The organism is Conexibacter sp. JCM 18997, from assembly GCF_055391915.1.
Genome location: NZ_AP043885.1, coordinates 1,028,396 through 1,046,499, shown reverse-complemented (window position 1 = coordinate 1,046,499; position 18,104 = coordinate 1,028,396). Strand labels below are relative to the sequence as shown.

11 protein-coding genes are annotated in these 18,104 nt (G+C 72.7%); 3 read left to right on the top strand and 8 right to left on the bottom strand.

Annotation, left to right across the window (positions count from 1 at the left end; genetic code table 11):
- Positions 1–21: 21 nt before the first annotated feature.
- Positions 22–1,353, bottom strand: a complete 1,332-nt coding sequence (gene gltX / locus ACZ5UI_RS05465) for a glutamate--tRNA ligase (protein WP_464195031.1) — start codon at positions 1,351–1,353, stop codon at positions 22–24.
- A 27-nt stretch (positions 1,354–1,380) separates the two neighbouring features.
- Between gltX and ACZ5UI_RS05460 the strand changes: the two genes are divergently transcribed.
- Positions 1,381–2,238: a deoxyribonuclease IV gene (locus ACZ5UI_RS05460; RefSeq protein ID WP_464195029.1), complete on the top strand. Its 858-nt coding sequence runs from the start codon at positions 1,381–1,383 to the stop codon at positions 2,236–2,238.
- A 106-nt stretch (positions 2,239–2,344) separates the two neighbouring features.
- Here ACZ5UI_RS05460 and dnaE read toward each other — a convergent pair whose 3' ends face one another.
- Positions 2,345–5,857, bottom strand: a complete 3,513-nt coding sequence (dnaE, locus tag ACZ5UI_RS05455; protein ID WP_464195027.1) for a DNA polymerase III subunit alpha — start codon at positions 5,855–5,857, stop codon at positions 2,345–2,347.
- 77 nt (positions 5,858–5,934) lie between these two features.
- Between dnaE and ACZ5UI_RS05450 the strand changes: the two genes are divergently transcribed.
- Entirely contained in the window at positions 5,935–6,477 is a 543-nt protein-coding gene (locus ACZ5UI_RS05450; protein ID WP_464195025.1) for a GNAT family N-acetyltransferase, read from the top strand.
- A gap of 6 nt (positions 6,478–6,483) precedes the next feature.
- On the opposite strand, the gene ACZ5UI_RS05445 is transcribed toward ACZ5UI_RS05450, so the two are convergent.
- From ACZ5UI_RS05445 to ACZ5UI_RS05435, 3 genes are all read right to left on the bottom strand, one after another.
- A complete protein-coding gene (locus tag ACZ5UI_RS05445) occupies positions 6,484–9,996 on the bottom strand; it encodes a coiled-coil domain-containing protein (RefSeq protein WP_464195023.1) in 3,513 nt (1,170 codons plus the stop codon).
- Positions 9,997–10,058: 62 nt separating this feature from the next.
- Complete coding sequence (locus ACZ5UI_RS05440; protein ID WP_464195021.1) at positions 10,059–10,217, bottom strand: hypothetical protein; 159 nt, start codon at positions 10,215–10,217, stop codon at positions 10,059–10,061.
- A 6-nt stretch (positions 10,218–10,223) separates the two neighbouring features.
- On the bottom strand, positions 10,224–11,543 hold the full coding sequence (locus tag ACZ5UI_RS05435; RefSeq protein ID WP_464195019.1) for an argininosuccinate synthase: 1,320 nt from the start codon (positions 11,541–11,543) through the stop codon (positions 10,224–10,226).
- 74 nt (positions 11,544–11,617) lie between these two features.
- Here ACZ5UI_RS05435 and ACZ5UI_RS05430 point away from each other — a divergent pair, with 74 nt between their 5' ends.
- Positions 11,618–13,033: an SGNH/GDSL hydrolase family protein gene (locus ACZ5UI_RS05430; protein ID WP_464195017.1), complete on the top strand. Its 1,416-nt coding sequence runs from the start codon at positions 11,618–11,620 to the stop codon at positions 13,031–13,033.
- Positions 13,034–13,039: 6 nt separating this feature from the next.
- Here ACZ5UI_RS05430 and ACZ5UI_RS05425 read toward each other — a convergent pair whose 3' ends face one another.
- The 3 genes from ACZ5UI_RS05425 to ACZ5UI_RS05415 are packed head-to-tail and all read right to left on the bottom strand — an operon-like array spanning position 13,040 to position 18,044.
- Positions 13,040–15,466 carry a hypothetical protein gene (locus ACZ5UI_RS05425; RefSeq protein WP_464195015.1) on the bottom strand — a complete coding sequence of 809 codons (2,427 nt, stop codon included), beginning with the start codon at positions 15,464–15,466 and terminating at the stop codon, positions 13,040–13,042.
- A complete protein-coding gene (locus ACZ5UI_RS05420; RefSeq protein WP_464195013.1) occupies positions 15,463–17,871 on the bottom strand; it encodes a hypothetical protein in 2,409 nt (802 codons plus the stop codon). The genes ACZ5UI_RS05425 and ACZ5UI_RS05420 overlap by 4 nt, the downstream gene beginning before the upstream one ends.
- Positions 17,868–18,044: a hypothetical protein gene (locus ACZ5UI_RS05415; RefSeq protein ID WP_464195011.1), complete on the bottom strand. Its 177-nt coding sequence runs from the start codon at positions 18,042–18,044 to the stop codon at positions 17,868–17,870. Before ACZ5UI_RS05415 ends, ACZ5UI_RS05420 begins: the two co-directional genes overlap by 4 nt.
- Positions 18,045–18,104: the final 60 nt, after the last annotated feature.

Below are 18,104 nucleotides of genomic sequence, written 5' to 3'. Positions count from 1 at the left end.
GTCGCGGTCGTCCGCGTGCGGTCAATCAAGCGCGACGCCGAGGCGGCGCAGCGTCTCTTCCCGGCCGAGCACATCGATCATCTCGAACACGCCCGGCGAGATCGTGCGCCCGGTCAGCGCGACCCGGATCGGCTGGAAGACCTGCTTGGGCTTGGTCTCCCGCGCGGCCACCACGCCGCGCAGCGCGGCGTCGATCGTCTCGACGTCGAACGGCTCCAACCCGCCCAGCACCGCGCGCACATCGGCCAGCACCGCGCGCCCGTCCTCGCCCAGCCACTGCTCGCGCGCCTTGAGGTCGTCCGGGACGGGACCGTCGAACAGCGCGCCGCTCAAGGGCCAGAAGTCGGCCAGCGTGGAGATCTTCTCCTGGGAGATGGCCACCGCCGCGCGCAGGCCCGTGCGCCCGGTGAACGCCTCCAGGCGGTCGGTCAGCTCATCGACCGACAGGTTGCGGATGTAGATGCCGTTCATCCACTTCAGCTTCTGCTCGTCGAACCGCGCCGGGTTGCGCTGCACCCGCTCCAGCGCGAACTGGGAGACGAGCTCGTCGCGCGAGAGGATCGTCTCGTCGTCGGCGGCGCCCCAGCCCAGCAGGGCCAGGTAGTTGATGACCGCCTCGGGCAGGTAGCCGGCGTCGCGCAGCTCCTGGACGGAGGCGGCGCCGTGGCGCTTGGACAGCTTCTTGCCGTCCGGCCCGTGCAGCAGCGGCAGGTGGCAGTAGATCGGCTGCGGCGCGCCCAGGGCCTCGAGCACCAGCAGCTGCTTGGGCGTGTTGGAGTAGTGGTCGTCCCCGCGCACCACGTGGGTGATGCCGGCGTCGAGGTCGTCGACGGCCACGGCCAGGTTGTAGAGCGGTGAGCCGTCGGCCCGGGCGATCACCGGGTCGTCCATGTGGACGTGCTGGAAGGGCGTCTCGCCGCGCACGAGGTCGCGCATGATCGTGGCGCCCTCGTCGGGCACCCGCAGGCGAACGGCGCCCTCGTCCTCGGCCTCCCCCCGGAAGCCGCGATCGGCCCCGTGCTCGGCCTTGTAGGCCTTGACCGTCTCCGCGTTGGCCGTGGAGCGGTAGGCGTGCCCGCTGGCCAGCAGCTGCTCGATGACCGCGCGATGGCGGGGCTCATTGGCCGTCTGGAAGATCGGGCCCTCGTCGTAGTCCAGCTCCAGCCAGCGCAGCGCGTCGAGGATCTGCTCGACGTTCTCGGGCGTGGAGCGCTCGCGGTCGGTGTCCTCGATGCGCAGGACGAGCGTGCCGTCGGCGCCCTCGTGGCGGGCAGCCAGCCAGTTGTACAGGGCCGTGCGCGCGCCACCGATGTGGAGCGCGCCGGTCGGAGAGGGAGCGAAGCGGACGCGCATGAAGCGCTGATGCTATTGCTCTAGGGCATGCTCATCGGTGCGCACGTCTCCCCCGCCGGCGGCCCGGCCAAGGCCGTCGAACGCGGCGCCGAGGTGGGCGCCACCGTCGTCCAGATCTTCAACCAGAGCCCCCGCATGTGGAAGCCGTCGCGCTACAGCGACGAGCAGATCGTCGACTACCACGAGGCGATCGACGACTCGCCCGTCGACGGGCTGCTGATCCACGCGGTCTACCTGCTCAACTGCGCCTCCGAGGACCCGGAGATCCGCCAGAAGTCGCTGACCTCGCTGATCGCCTCGCTCCAGGCCGGCGACCGGCTCGAGGCGCTCGGGGTCGTGCTGCATCCCGGCTCGGCGCTGAAGGGCGAGATCGGGCCGGCCATCAAGCGCGCGGGCGCGGTCATCCAGGAGGCGTTGGCCGAGTCCGAGCGCTGCCCGCTGCACCTGGAGAACACCGCGGGCGCCGGCGGCACGCTGGGCCGGTCGTTCGACGAGCTGGGCGCCTTGTTCGAGGCCGCCGGGGGCGACGACCGGCTGGGGATGTGCCTGGACTCCTGCCACCTGTACGCCTCGGGCTACGACATCCGCACGGCCGACGGGCTGACGCACGTGCTCGACGACTGCGTCGCGCAGGTCGGCATCGAGCGCCTCGGCTCACTGCACCTCAACGACTCCCAAGGCGCGCTGGGCTCCAACCGCGACCGACACGCCAACCTCGGCGAGGGCGAGCTGGGCGAGGATGGCTGCGCCGTGTTCCTGTCCGAGCCGCGCTTCCAGGACCTGCCGGTGATCATGGAGACGCCGAAGGCCGGCGAGCAGCCACATCAGGTCGAGCTGGCCAACGAACTGCGCGCCCGCGGCTTGAAGGCCCGACAGCGAGGGTAGTTGCGACCTCCCACCCCCGGTCCAGCGGAAAGGTGGAAGGTCGCGCGAGCGAGCCTAACCGCTTTGCGGTAGACCGGGCAACAAGTTGGCGCGTGGTCAAACAGCGCTAGGCGGCGAGCAGCGCTTCGCCCAGAACCTGGTCGAGCTCGGCGCGCAACGCCGGTGTGGGCGCGACCTTGTACTCGGCGCCCAGACGCAGGCGGCGGAGCCCCGCGGACGTCTGCACCTGCAGCACGACCTCGCTGTCGCCGGGGTAGGTGGCCAGCAGCGACTTCAGCTCCTCGATCACGCTGATCGGCACCAGCGCGGCGTCCAGGTGGACGAGCAGCGCGGTCGGCGCGGCGCGCTTGGCCATCGCCCGAACCTCTTCGCGGGCCTTCTCGACCTCGTCGGGCGTCGGGTTGAACGGCTCGGCCGACTGCACGATGACCGCGGTCTTGGTGGCGTCCTTGTGGTCGACGCGGCCGCGCACGAGCACGATCGAGTCGACCTGCAGCGCGGCCTCCTGCTCGGCCAGCACGCGTTCGAAGACGACGATCTCGACCGTCCCCTCGAGGTCGTCGAGCGTCGCGAACATCATGGTCGAGCCTGACTTCGTGCGGATCTTCTTGCACTGCGTGACGATGCCGCCGACGGTCACCCAGTCCTGGTCCTTGCGCTTCTCCAGGTCGGCCAGCGGGCAGTCGACCTTCACGCGCAGCGCCTCGCGCACCTCCTTGAGGGGGTGCGCCGAGATGAACAGGCCGATGGCCTCCTTCTCGATGGCCAGGAACTCGTGCTGGTCGAACTCCTCCGACGGGATCGGCGGGTGCATCGGGGCCGCGAACGTGTTGGCCGCGTTGTCGGCCGGCTCCAGGTCGAAGATCGAGCCCTGGCCGGTGAGCGCGTCCTGCTGCTGCTTGGCGCCGGCGCCCTGGGCCTGCTCGAGCACGAGCAGCATGCCCTTGCGGGAGGCGCCGGTGGAGCCGAACGCGCCGCACTTGATCAGCGCCTCGATGGCCTTCTTGTTGACGGCGCGCGCGTCGACCCGGGCGCAGAAGTCCCACAGCGAGGTGAACGGTCCACCCTCGGCGCGGGCCTCCTTCATCGCCTCGACCGCCGCGTAGCCGACGCCCTTGACGGCGTCCAGACCGAAGCGGATGTTCCCGTCGACGACCGTGAACTCGTGGTCGGACAGGTTCACGTCGGGCGGCAGGATCTCGATGCCCATCTCCTCGCACCGGGCGACGAAGAACGGGACCTTGTCCTTGGTGGACATCACGCTGGAGATCAGGGCCGCCATGTACTCGGCCGGGTAGGTGGCCTTCAGCCAGGCGGTGCGGTAGGCGATCAGGCCGTAGCAGGCGGCGTGCGACTTGTTGAACGAGTAGTCGGCCGAGCGCTCGTTGGTCGTCCACAGCCAGTCGATGACCTGCTCGGAGGTGCCCGACGCGCGGCAGCCCTCGCGGAACATCGGCTCCAGCTTGGCCATCGCCTCGCGGTTCTTCTTGCCGATCGCCTTGCGCAGGTCGTCGGCCTGCGCGCCGCTGAAGCCGGCCAGATCCTTGGAGATCTGCATGGCCTGCTCCTGGTAGAGGATCACGCCCTTGGTCGGCTCGAGGATCGGGCGCAGGCGCTCGTCGGGGAAGACGATCGACTCCGGCTCGCGCTTGCCGCGCGCGTAGGTGGGAATCTGATCCATCGCGCCCGGGCGGTACAGGGCGTTGAGCGCGACGAGGTCGTCGAACTCGGTCGGGCGCACCTTCTTCAGCGCCTCCTGCATGCCCTCGGACTCGAACTGGAACACGCCGATCGAGTCGCCGCGAGCCATCATCTCGTAGGTCGCCACGTCGTCCAGCGGGAGCGTCGTCATGTCCGGCCGGGTGCCGGTCGAGCGCTCGATGATGTCCAGCGCGTCCTCGATCACGTCGAGGTTGCGCAGGCCCAGGAAGTCCATCTTCAGCAGGCCGAGCTCCTCGACGGGCTTCATCGAGTACTGCGTGACCATCTTGAACTCGCGGTTGCCGTCCTCGTCCGTGGTGCCGGCGTCGGCCAGCTGCAGCGGGACGATGTCGGTCAGCGGGAAGCCCGCGATCACCACCGCGGCGGCGTGGATCGACGAGTTGCGCACGATCCCCTCCAGGCCCTTGGCCACGTCGACGATCTGCCGGGCGACCGGGTCCTCGTCGTAGGCCTTGCGCAGCTCCTCGCCGGGGGCCAGGCAGTCCTCGAAGCTCGGCGGACGACCCATGATCGGGTCCGGGATCAGCTTGGCCAGGCGGTCGCCGGCGCCGTAGTCGTGGCCCAGCACGCGGGCGGCGTCGCGCGTGGCCGCGCGCGGGAACATCTTGCCGAAGGTGACGATCTGCGCGACCGACTCGCGGCCGTACTTCTCGATCACGTAGCGCATCACCCGCTCGCGCCCGCGCACGGAGAAGTCGATGTCGATATCGGGCATCGACACGCGCTCGGGGTTGAGGAACCGCTCGAACAGCAGGTCGTAGCGCAACGGATCCACGTCGGTGATGGCCAGGCAGTAGGCGATGATCGACCCGGCGGCCGAGCCACGACCGGGACCCACCGCGATGCCGTTGGACTTCGCGTAGTTGACGAAGTCCCACACGATCAGGAAGTAGGCGTTGAAGCCCATCCGGTCGATCACGCCGAGCTCCATCTCGGCCCGCTCGCGCGCCCCGGCCGGGACCGGGTCGCCGTAGCGCAGGCGCAGCCCCTCCTCGACCCGGGCCCGCAGGTAGGCCTTCTCGTCGGAGCCGTCCGGCGTCGGGTAGGACGGGATCAGCTGCTTGCCCAGCTCGATCTCGACGTTGCAGCGCTCGGCGATGTCGATCGTCGACTGCAGCGCCTCCGGCCACTCGGCGAACGAGCCCGCCATCTCCTCGTTGTCCTTGAGGTAGAACTCGTTCGTCTCGAAGGTCATCTTCGGCGCGGCCAGCGTCGACTTCGTCTGCACGCAGAGCAGCGCCGTGTGGTGGGCGTGGTCCTCCTTGCGCAGGTAGTGCACGTCCGCGGTGCCGACCAGCGGCCGGCCGAGCTCGCGCGCGATCCGCACGATGCCCTCGTTGGCCTTGTTCTGGTCGTCGATGCCGTTCTTCTGGACCTCGAAGAACACCTGGTCCGCACCGAAGACGTCGATCAGGTCCTGGGCGTGAGCGCGCGCCTCGTCGGGGCGGTCGTTGATCAGCCGCTGGCAGAAGCGGCTGGCCAGGCAGCCGGTCATCGCGATGATGCCGCTGCTGTAGCGCTCGACCTGGGCCAGGTCGACCGACGGCTTGCCGCGCGACAGGCCCTCCAGGAAGCCGAGGCTGGAGAGCTTGACCAGGTTGCGATAGCCCTCGTCGGACTCCGCCACGAGCGTCAGGTGGTTGCGCTCCTGGCGCTGGCCGCGCAGCGAGTGGTCGTCGACCAGGTAGATCTCGCAGCCGACGATCGGCTTGATGCCGTGCTTCTTGGCCGCCTTGTAGAGCTCGACCGCGCCGTTCATCACGCCGTGGTCGGTGAGGCCGAGGGCGGGCTGATCGAAGGCCGCGGCGCGGGCGGCGAGCGCGTCGATCTTGCACGCGCCGTCGAGCAGCGAGTACTCGGAGTGGACGTGCAGGTGGGCGACCGGCGAGGGGCTCATCGGTCCGGCACAGTACCCACCGAATCGGACGGCGTCCGGGGTCTGCGCCGCAATTTGGGGCATACGCTGAGAGGGCCATGACCGAACTGCGCACCGACCGCCTGCTCCTGCGCCGCTGGCGCCCCGAGGACGCCGCCCCATTCGCCGCGATGAACGCCGATTCACGCGTCATGGAGCACTTCGAGCGGCCGCTGACCGCGAGCGAGAGCGACGCGCTGATCGCGCGCATCGAGGCGTCCTTCGACGACCACGGCTACGGCCTGTGGGCGCTGGAGCGCCAGGCCGACGGCGCGTTCCTGGGGTTCACCGGGCTGCTCGACGTGGGGTTCGACGCGCCCTTCGCGCCGGCGCTGGAGATCGGCTGGCGCCTGGCCGCCGAGGCCTGGGGTGCCGGCTACGCGACCGAGGCCGCGCGCGCGTCGCTGGCCTACGGCTTCGACACGGTCGGCGCGGCCGAGATCGTCTCGTTCACCGCCGTGGTCAACGAGCCCTCCCAGCGCGTCATGCGGCGGATCGGCATGCACCGCGATCCCGCCGAGGACTTCGACCATCCGCTGGTGGCCGCTGGGCACCGCCTCAGCCGGCACGTCCTCTACCGGATCGCGCGTCCGCTCGGCTGAGCGCGCTCAGCGGTTGGGCAGGCCCTGCGCGCGGTCGAACCAGCCGTGCAGCAGGGCGACCGCGTGGCGATCGCCGGCCACGAGCACGCGCTCGGCGCCGTGCGGGAAGTGCAGGCGGGCCAGCAGCGAGAGCAGCGCGTCCTCGCGCAGGGAGATCGTCGCGGCGGGCGCCTCGTCGCGCTCGCGTGACGCGGTCTGGACCGTCAGCGGCTGGCCGTCGCGGACCTCGACCTCGAGCGACTCGCCGCCGCCCAGCTGGTAGACGACGCTGAAGTGATGGCCCTCGGTCCAGGTGGGCTCGACCGCCGCGGCCAACACCGCCAGCGTCAGCTGCGCCGACGGGCGCACGCCGTGATCGGCCAGTCGGGCCAGGTCCATGGGCGCCCGGCGGGCCTTGAGCAGCTTGCGCAGCCGGCGCTTGCGGCCCTCGATCTTCAGGCCGGGCGTGCGCCGGCGGACGCCGCCGGCCACGAACGGCGCCAGCGCGGCGGGGGTGCCGCTCACGTGGACGTCGCTGCCGGCGGGGGTCAGATGACGCTCGATCGTCGTGCGGTCGCGGTCGGCGGTGATCCGGTAGGTCGCGAAGCCCTCGATCGTCAGCATGTACTGCACGCCCTCGCGGACGATGCCCGCCTGCGCGGGCAGCAGCTCGACGATCAGCTCGGCGGCGAGCGCGTCGTCGCGCTCGGCCAGCGCGGCGATGGCGGGCGCCAGCCACGGGGTCAGCGGGCGCTCGGACGGGCGCACGAACCGGGTGGCCCACGGGCGCGCGCCGGCAGGCGGCAGCAGGTCGTGGTCGGCGCGGGGCGGCGGGCGACCGAACGGGCGATCGATCTCGGGCTCGACCTCGGGTTCGTCTTCGGCCTCGGGCTCGGCCTCGACGTCGATCTCGGGCTCGATCTCCACCTCGGCCACCGCCTCGACGGGTGGCTCGTCGGCGTCGGGCTCCTCGAGCGCGGGCTCCTCGACCGGCGGCTCCTCCACGGCCGGCTCGTCCTCGACCACCGGCTCCTCGAGCGGCGGGACCTCGGCCAGCGGCTCCTCCACCTCGACGACTGGCGCTTCGGCCTCGACGGCCGGCAGCTCGGGCTCGGCCTCGACCTCGGGCTCCACCGCGATCGGCTCGGGTTCCGGCTCCGGCTCCACGATCTGCTCGCGCACCTTCAGCCGCGCTTCGGCGGCCTCGAGGTTGGCCACGAGCTGCGCGGCCTGCTGGCGCAGCTGCTCGTTCGCCGCGGCGCCGCGGCGCTCGGCGGCCAGCTGCTCCTGCGTGGCGGCCAGCTCCTTGCGGGCCGACTCAAGCTCGGTCCGCGTCATCGTGTCGAGGATGCTCGGGGCGGCGTCCTCGCTCCCCCGGGCGCGCTCGACGGCCAGCTCCTGCTCGACCACCCAGCGGGCGGTGCGCTCCTCCTCCAGCTGCGCGCGCAGCGACGACAGCTCGGCCTCGACCCGATCGCCCAGCTCGGCCAGCTGCGCGTCGAAGTCGTCGCGCAGGGAGCCGGCGGTGCCGAGCACGTCGGCGACCAGCGCCTCGATCACGGCGTTGCGGGCGGCCGAGTCCTCGGCCGCGGACAGCAGCCGCTCGATCTCGGCGTCGCGCTCGGCCAACCGCGCCTGCAGCTCGTCGCGCTCGCTCTCGGCCTCGGCCAGCCGCTGGGCCAGCTCGGCGCCGATCTCCAGCACGCGCTGGTCGACGGAGTCCCGGGCCGCCTGCGTCTCGCCGCGGGCCAGCTCGATCTCGCCGCGGGCCGCCGCGGTCTCGGCGCGAGCGACCTCCAGCTCCGCGCGCGCCTGCTCGACCAGCGTCTCGGCGGCGGCCACGCTGGCCAGCAGCGCCTCGCGCTCGTTGGCCGCGTGCTCCAGGTCGGCGGCGACCTCGAGCTTGATCCGGTCGGTGTCGGCCCGCGCGGCGTCACGCTCGGCCAGCGCCTCGTCGCGCTGGGCCTGCTCGACCGCCAGCCGCTCCTCGAGCTCGGCGCCCGCCGACGTGAGCCGCTGACGCAAGGCCACGACGACCGTCTCGATCGTGGCCGCCTGCTGCTCGAAGGCGTGGCGCTCGCTGGCGATCCGCGCGTGGATCTCGCCCTCGGCCTCGGCGATCTGCGCGCCCCACCGCTCGCGCTCGCGCTCCATCTCGGCCTTCAGGATGCCCTCGGACTCGAAGCGCCGCCGGCGCTCGTCGTCGAGCTTGGCCTGCAGCTCGGCGGCCTCGGCGCGCACGCTGACCACGGTGCGCTCGGCCTCGCGCAGAGCGGCGGTGGTCGAGTCCTGGGCGGCGTGCGCGGAGGCCAGCTCGGCCCGGGAGCGCTCGACGTCGATGCGCGCGCGCTCCAGGTCCCGGGCCCGCGTGGCCAGCTCGGCCTGGGCGGTGCGCAGCTCGTTGCGGGCCGCGCGCTCGGCGCCCTCCAGCGTGGTCAGCCGGTCGCGCAGGCCGGTCGCGGTGGCCTGCAGCTCCGACAGCGTCCGCTGGGCGGTGCTGTCGCGGCTGGCCGTCTCCTCGGTCTGGGTGCGCACGGCGACCAGCGCCTCGCGCAGCGTCTCGATCTCCGCCTGGACCGCCGTCTGCACGGTCGCCCGGCGGTCGAGCTCGTGCTCCAGCAGCGTCACCGTCGCCTCGACCTCGGCCACGCGCTCGGACTGCTGCGCCAGCTGCGTCTCGGCCGTGGTGCGCTGCGCGCGCTCGCTCTCCAGGCGCCGGGCCAGCACGGCCGTCTCGGCGGTCAGCCGGTCCAGCTCGGCCTGGGCCGCTGCCTCGCCGGCCGGCGCTCCCGCGGCGCGGTCGGCGGCCAGCCGCGCGGACTGCGCGGCGTACTGGGCCTCGGCCGCCTCGCGGCGAATCTCGTCCATCTCGGCACCCAGCGCCAGCGCGTGCTCCTCGGCGGCGCGGGCCCGCAGGCGCAGCTCGGCCACCTGGCGGTCGACCTCGCCCTTGAGCGCGTCGCGCTCGTCCTCGGCCTCGCCGCGCACGCGCCGCTCGGCCTCCTCGCGCTGCTCGGCCGCGCGCAGGCGGGCGCCCAGCCGTTCGCGCTCGGCCTGCGTCTCGCGCAGGCGCGACTCCAGATGGTCCAGCTGCGTCTCCAGCGTCGAGACCGTGGCCTCGGCGGCCTGCGCCCGGCGGACCAGGCCCTCGTCGGCCGCGCCCTCGCGGGCGGCCCGGCGCTGGGCCAGCACGTTGGACTCGACGACCGTGGCCGGCGGGGGTGCGGCGATCCCGTCCGCCGGGCCGGGCGACGCGGCCGGCAGCCCCAGCTCGCGGGTTGCGGCCTTCAGCGCCAGCTTCGCCGCCAGGCGCGAACGCAGCTCGACCGGCACCGCGAAGCTCGCGTGCCAGACACCGGACTCGGGGTCGACCGTCGCGCCCGCGGGCGGGAACGTCAGCCGCTCGCCACCGGCGTCGACGACGATCAGCTCGGGCGCGTCGGGGGCGGCGTCGCGCCAGCGCCCGTAGACGTGCACCTCGAGCGCCGCCGCCGTGCCCGGCACCCACTCGACGCGCTCGACATCGAACGGGGATTCCATCGGCGATCCATCAGGGGCGGCGGGGCTCACAAGGCCATCAGACTACGACCGTCCGCGGATGGTTAGGTGTCAGCTTCGTGACCCTTCAGCGCGGCGCCGATGGCGATCACGCCGACCGTGCCCACGATCGCCCCCGCGGCGAGCTTCTTCGTGGGCACGTTGTGGTGCACGTAGTACTTGATGGCCTTCCACGTGAGCAGGCCCAGGAGCTTGTAGAACACGGTCGCTTACTCCCCCGCCGATTCGTTTCTCAGTCGCCAGGCCAGGCGCGACTGCAGGGACCAGATCTCGATGAAACCCGGCGATGCCTGCTGGGAGAACAGCCCGCCCGACTCGGCGAACGTGGCCAGCTGCGCGTCGTAGACCGCGTTGGGCGACTCGCGCGTGACGACGCGCACCGAGCCCTTGTAGAGCTTCAGCCCGATGACGCCGGTGACGCGCGCGTTGACCGACTCCATGTAGGCGTCCAGGTCGGTGCGCAGCGGCTCCCACCACAGCCCGGCGTAGACGAGGTAGGCCCACTGGCGGTCCAGCTGCGGCTTGAACTGGTTCTGATGGATCGTGCCGATCAGCTTCTCCAGCTCGGCGTGCGCGGTGAGGATGATCTCCGCGGCCGGCACCTCGTAGATGTCGCGCACCTTCAGGCCGACGATGCGGTCCTCGATGTGGTCGACGATGCCGACGCCGTGCTTCATGCCCAGCTGGGCGGCGCGATCGAGCAGCTCGACGAGGCCGAGACGCTCGCCGTCGATCGCGACCGGCACGCCGGCCTCGAACCCGATCTGGACGATCTCCGGCTCGTCGGGGGCCAGCTCGGGCCGGGTGACCAGCTGGAAGACGTCGTCCTCGGGCGCGTGCGAGAGGTCCTCGATCCACTTGCCCTCGCTCGAGCGACCCCACAGGTTGTCGTCGATCGAGTACGGCGCCGCCTCGGTGCCGCCCTTGACCGGGATCCCGTGCTCACGGGCGTAGGCGATCTCCTCGTCGCGGCCCATCGCCCACGAGCGGACGGGAGCGATGATCTTCAGCTCGGGCGCCAGCGTGGCGATCGTCGCCTCGATGCGCACCTGGTCGTTGCCCTTGCCGGTGCAGCCGTGGGCGATCGTGTCGCAGCCGGCCTTGCGTGCGTACTCGCAGGCCAACTTGGCGATCAGCGGCCGCCCCAGCGCGGTGAACAGCGGGTAGTGCAGCCCGTAGATCGCGTTGGCCTTGATCGCCGGGAGGACGAACTCCTGGGCGAACTCCTCGCGCGCGTCGACCGTGAAGGTCTCCACGGCGCCGAGCATCCTCGCCTTGTCCTCGACCGCCGTGTAGTCCTCGCCCGGCTGACCGAGGTTGACGGTCAGCGTCACCACCTCGGCGTCGTACTCGTCCTGGATCCACTTGAGCATGACGCTCGTGTCCAGGCCGCCCGAGTACAGCAGCAGCACGCGGTTGACCTCTTCCGGTCGCGCCTCGTAGGACGCCGTCGCCTGCGCGCGCATGCGCTCGGTCGCTTCGGGGGGCGGGATCGTGTGGGCAGAGAGCCGTGGCGCTTCGTCGGACATTGGCTCGCAGGGTACTTCCAAACTGGGGTGGTAGATCTACCCCGCGGGCTGCGCCGATCGCCGAGGATCGTCGGATGCGTCTGACCCTCGCCCTGGCCGTCGCGCTGCTGGCCATCACCATCGCCCCGGCCGCCCACGCCGCCGAGAAGCCGATCGTCGACCTGACGATCCACTGCAGCGACTTCGGCAAGGGCAAGTCGCCCTATCGACTCGTCACCGAGCACGCGCCCAACCGCCACTTCCACGTGACGATCGAGTGCGCCGACTACGACGTCACGACGTGGTCGATCGCCAAGTCCTATCCCGGCGCGAAGATGACCCAGATCGGTCCGGCCGAGTTCGACTACGTCGCGCGGCCCTCCGAGCCGTCGGCCGAGTTCGACCTGCAGGCGGGCGACGGCCACGCGCGGTTCGGCGGCCTGCTGCCGATCGCCCTGGAGGCCCGCAAGGTGACCGTGGTGGGCATCGGCGACTCGTGGACGGCCGGCTTCGGCTACTTCGCCAACGGCGACGCGTTCGCCCCGCTGGAGCTGCTGGCCTGCAAGCCGGGCAGCGGCGTCCTCAACGACCGTTGCTCGTCCAACTCGGACCTGCCCGCGATCGCCACGGTCCCGGTGAAGTTCGCCTGGGACTACGGGCTGTCCAACAACATCGCCTGGCCGGCGCAGGTCATGCACGACATCGGCATCCCCGACAAGGAGGCGGTCCGCTTCCGCAACTTCGGCGTGTCGGGCGCCGAGCCCAAGGACTTCCTGCCCGGCGGCCAGCTGCATGACCTGATGAAGCAGACGATCGCGCTGGATCCCGACATCACGCTGGTCACGATGGGCGGCAACCCGATCCTGGGCGACGTGATCGGCACGCTGGACGACTGCGCCGATGACCGCAAGAAGGGCACGGACGCGCTGTATGCGTGCGCGGCCAGGCTGTTCCAGAGCAAGTACCACCTGACCGCGCGCCTGGTCGACTTCTACGAGCAGCTGCTGAAGGCGCCCAGCAACGAGGTGGTCATCTCGAACTACATGTTCACGATGGTCTACCTGCCGCTGAACGACTACTCCTTCGGCGAGGTGCGCGTGATGGCCCGCGCGATGCGCGAGGCGATCGACGACGCCGTCGACCAAGTGCGCGCGGCCAACCCGAAGGCCGGCCAGCGACTGCACGTCGTGGCGCCGGTCGACGTGCCCAGCGGCCAGGCCTCCAACGACGGTCCCGTCAAGTGCCGGCGCAACGGCAACGAGTTCCAGGCCAACGGCTCGTCGGTGCTGGCCGACATCGTCCAGAGCGACATGGCGCTGAGCACCTACGCCAACCGCTTCTGCGGGCTGGGCGCGCAGTTCTTCAACGGCAGCGGCTGGGTCGACGCCGGCAAGAACCCGTGGTTCAACAGCCACGACCTGGGCACGCACCTGACGCGCCTGGGCAACAAGCAGCTGGCCGACGCCGCGTTCGCGCTGATCCGCCGCGAGAACCTGGACCCGTTCGAGTGAGCCCGGTCAGTCGGCGGTGAAGCTGATCGTGGCCGCGCGGCCCGCGGCCACGGCCGCCGCGTCCTCGTCGAGGTTGACCAGGATCACGCGGGCGTGGATCGTCTCGCCGGCCGGAGCGTCCAGCTCGATGTGCCGCACGCCGTCGCCGGTGGCGCCGGCGGTGCCGTACGTCTGGCCCCAGGTCTCCTCGGCGTCGAACAGCTCGAAGAACAGGTACCACAGCTGCGGCTCGGCCGCTCCGGCGTCGATGGCGAACGTGCCCGGCTGGGTGGCGGTCAGCTGGAGCGTGGTCGTGCACTCGCCGAAGGGACTGCCGCCGGTGGCGGCGTTCGGCGTCGTCGCCGCGGTGGTGTCGACGGTGACGGTGGTCGGCGTGGGCCGGGCCAGGCGCATCTCGATGCTCGCGGACTGGCCGTGCGCGAGCGCCTTGTCCGCCGCGAAGGTCCGGGGGAAGTCGCTGCTGTCGGCCGCCAGCCCGTCGTCCTCCCAGTCGTCGAGCTCGGCGTTGGCCACGCGGCAGTAGTTGCCCTCGGGGTACCAGCCGTCGAAGCGCTCCATCACCACGGCCAGCGCGGTCGAGCCGCAGTCGGCCAGCGCGGCGACCGCGTCCGCCGACAGCGCAGGATCGGCGGCCGCGGCCGCGGGCGCCCAGGCCAGCACGGTCGTCAGCCCGGCGCTGCCGGCCGGCGGATCCGTGGCGCAGGCGGCCCGCGCGGTCTCCAGGAGGGCGCGCAGGGCGAGCCCCAGTCCCTGGCGCGCGGTCAGGCCGGCCGCCGGTTGGTCGTTGGCCTGCGCCCAGTCGGCCAGCGCGGCCAGGCGCCCGAACGCCGCGCTGTCACGGTTGGCCTGCGCGGTCGCCTTCGCCGCTGCGATCTGCGCGTCGAGGATCAGGCGCACGCACGCGTGCGCGCTGGCGTTGCCGGCCAGCTCGAGGGCGCGCCAGGCGTCGCGGGCCGCGTCGCTGTCGCCGGCGCAGGCCGGGAGCGGCGGCGGCGTGGGCGCAGTGGCCGTGTCCGACGTCGACGCCTCCGAGGACGGGCGCGCACACGCGGCCATCGCCGCGCGGACGTCCGCGGCCAGCCCGGCGTCGACCCCGGCCACGAGCGTCGCCTGCTCCAGCGTGTCGGCCATGCGGTCGCGCGCGTGGTCGGGATCGAGGCCGCACAGCGACCGCTGCTCGCCCAGCTGCTCGCGCAGGAGCGCGGCTACCTTGCGCAGCGCGACGTCCTGGGTGGCGTCCTCCCCCAGGCGCTGGGCGCGCGCGGCCAGCGCGACGAGCCGGTCGAGCTCGTCGGCCTGCGCGACGAGCGCCTCCAGGATCCGCACGGCGCACAGCTGCGGGTCGCCGCTGTCGACGTTCAGCGACTGGGCCAGCGCGGCCAGGGCCAGCCAGCGTTCCATCGCCCCATCGGACGGATCGGCGATGTCCAGCCCGCACTCACGGGTGAGGCCGTTCAGCGAGGCCTCGGTCCTGGCGGCCAGCGTGGCGGCATCGATGCAGGTGCGCACGCAGCCCGTGCGCTGCTGCTCGGCCATCAGCGCCGCGGCCGAGACGAGCTCGCTCAGGGTGGGCCGGGCTCCGGCGCGCAGGATCGGGTCGGCCCAGGCCGTCAGGTCGCTGAGCTGCGCGGCGGTGACGCCGCCCACCGTGGTCGAGAAGTGGGCCATGACGCCGGTCACCGTCCGCGCGGCCGGATCGGCCGAGCCCGGCAGGGCCAACGCGCTCAGGGGCGAGGTGACCAGCGAGATCCGCTCCCGCGCCGACACGCGATGCCCGGTGCCGCTGTAGTCGAGCGTCAACAGGGCCGGGTGCGCGAACACCAGCCCGGCCGGCTCGAAGCGCAACCCCGCCTGCGACAGCCCGCCACCCGGCACCGCCGGTCCGGCCAGCGGCACCACGCGAATCGTCGTCGCCCGCTTCAGCGCACCCGCCGGCACCTGCAGCGTCGCCACCACCCCCGCCGCATCGGTCGCCCGCACCGAGCCGCCGCCGGGGCCGATCGTCCCCGCCGCCGCGCGCGCGGTGTCCGCCACCGGCTCGGGCACGACCCGCCGCCCACGCGCGTCCAACGCACCCCAGTCATCCCCCACCCGCACGGCGAACGCACCGGTCGCCGGCCCGCGGAAGGCCCAGCGGCGCGGCCCAAGCTGCCGCAGCCCACGCACCACCCGCAGCCGATCGCCGACCTGCAACACCAGCCGCTCCCGCACCGGATCCAACCGCCGCCCCGGCGCCAACGTGAACGACGTACGCGACAGGCAGGCCAGATGCCGCGGCGTCGCCGCATCCTCGACCCGATTGCGCGGATGCGACGCGACCTCCGGATCGACCGCCGTCACAGCGCGACCCGGGCAGCCAGCGGCGCGTGCGTCCGCGCTGGGCACCACGGACAGCGCCACCGCGAGCATCAGGGACAGGACGAGGGCTCTCATCGCGGCGCGAAGGTGATCGTCGCGAAGCGGCCATCGGCGAAGAACAGCTGGGGCACGCTCGAGATGCCCACGTTGAACACCGTGTAGGCGTACGCGGTCTCTCCGGCCCGGGCGTTGATCTCGAGGTGGAAGTCGGGGTCCTCGCCGAGCACGCTCGAGGCGTGCGCCTCCTCGTCGAGGTCGTACAGGTTGGACGACAGCAGCAGCAGGTCGCTGCTGGCCGGTTGCGCGTCGAGCGTGAGCACGCCGTCGACGGTGGGCGTGATCTGGATCAGGGTGAGGCAGGTGCCGAAGGCCGAGTACGCCCCGTCGTGCGTCGTGCGGCCGGTCCCGCCGATCCCGATCTCCAGCGGGGACGGACGAGTGATCCGCAAGGTCATGTCTGCGCTGCGGCCGCCGGGCTCGTCCTTGTGGGCGTGGAGCTCGACCGGCGGCGCCTGATCACCGGGCAGGAAGGCGTACGTGTAGTCCGTCGCGGTGGCGCTGCACAGCGTGTAGTGCGTCTCCGCCGCGTCGTCGCCCAGCACGACGACGGCGATCTCGGGCGTCGCATCGCAACCGGCGATGGCGTCGATCGTGGCGGCGGCCAGCGTCGGATCGTCGGTCTCGCCCGCCCAGGCCAGCACCGTGTTGAGGTCGTCCAGGCCGGCGAGCGGGTCGCTGTGGCAGGTCGTCTGGGCGGCGGTCAGCAGCGCTCGCAACGCCGAGGCCAGCGCGTCGCGCGCCGCCGTCGCGCGCTCGGGCTGGGCGTTGGCCTGGGCCCAGTCGCCCAGCGCATCCAGGCGAGCGAAGGTCGCGCTCTCCGACGCACCGCCCCGGGCCGCGGCGATCTGGGCGTCGAGGATCTCGGCGATGCAGCCGTGCAAGCCGGTCTGGCCGGCCAGCTCCAGCGCGCGCAGCGCGTCGCGGGTGGCGTCGGTCGTGTCCGCGCAGGCGACGACGGGCGGGACCACCGGCGCGGCGGGCGCGTCCGGCTCGGGCTCGCTGGAGGCCTCGCGGACCGGTGGCCGCGTCACGCACCCGGCGATCGCCGCCGCGATGTCGTCGCCGAGCGTCGGAGCGGCGCTGGCCACGAGACGGGCGAGCCCGCGCGTCTCCTCCATGCGCGTACGCGCATGGCCGGCGTCCAGGGCGCACAGCGCGCGCTGCTCGGCCAGCCGCGCGCGCAGGTCGGCCGCGGCCCGGGTCAGCGCCAGGTCCTGCACGGCGTCCTCGCCCAGGCGTTGCGCGCGGGCGGCGAGCGCGATCAGGCGGTCGAAGTCATCGGCCTGCGCGACGAGCGACTCGAGGATCCGCACCGCGCACAGGCGCGCCTCGTCGCTGTCGACGTCGACCGACTGGGCCAGGGTGGCCAGCGCCAGCCACCGCTCCATCGCCCCGTCGGAGGGATCGACGATGTCCAGACCGCAGGATTCCCGCACCAGGGAGCCCAGGGCGGCCTCGGTGCGCACGGCCAACGTCGCCGCATCGACGCAACCGCGCGTGCAGCCGACGCGCTGCTGCTCGGCCATCAACGCCGCCAGGGACACCAGCTCGCTCAGCGTCGGCCGCGAGCCGGCGCGCAGGATCGGGTCCGCCCACGCCGTCAGGTCGCTGAGCTGCGCCGCGGTCACACCGCCGACCGTGGTCGAGAAGTGGGCCATGACGCCGGTCACCGTCTGCGCGGCCGGATCGGCCGAGCCCGGCAGGGCCAACGCGCTCAGGGGCGAGGTGACCAGCGAGATTCGCTCCTGGGCCGACACGCGATGCGCCGTGCCTGTGTAGTCGAGCGTCAACAGCGCCGGGTGCGCGAACACCAGCCCGGCCGGCTCGAAGCGCAACCCCGCCTGCGACAGCCCGCCACCGGGGACCGCCGGTCCGGCCAGCGGCACCACACGGATCGTCGTCGCCCGCTTCAGCGCACCCGCCGGCACCTGCAGCGTCGCCACCACCCCCGCCGCATCGGTCGCGCGCACCGAGCCGCCGCCGGGACCGATCGTCCCCACCGCCGCGCGCGTCGTGTCGGCCACCGGCTCGGGCACGACCCGCCGCCCGCGCGCGTCGAGCGCCCCCCAGTCATCCCCCACCCGCACGGCGAACGCACCGGTCGCCGGCCCGCGGAAGGCCCAGCGGCGCGGCCCCAGCTGCCGCAGCCCACGCACGACCCGCAGCCGATCGCCGACCTGCAACACCAGCCGCTCGCGCACCGGATCCAGCCGCCGCCCCGGCGCCAACGTGAACGACGTACGCGACAGGCAGGCCAGATGCCGCGGCGTCGCCGCCTCCTCGACCCGATTGCGCGGATGCGACGCGACCTCCGGCTCGACCGCCGCCACCGCCCGCCCGGAGCAGCCCGCGGACCGCGCCTGCGCGTCCGGAACCACCAGCAGCAGGCCGAGCAGGCCCAGGACGACGACCGCCCTCACACGGCCTCCGCGGGCGGCAGCCCGGCATCGAGGTCCATGTTGCGCACGCGCTCCAGTGCCGCGATCAGCTCGACGTACCCCGTGAAGGGGGCCGGGATCGCGCCGTCGTCGGAGACCGTGCCGCTGATCGGGTCGGACGCCACGTCCAACCGCAGGATCACCAGGTGTTCCATGGCGGCCATGCTCTGCGGCTCGGGCCCCCGGGCGCAACGGGGCCCGACCACAACATCGAC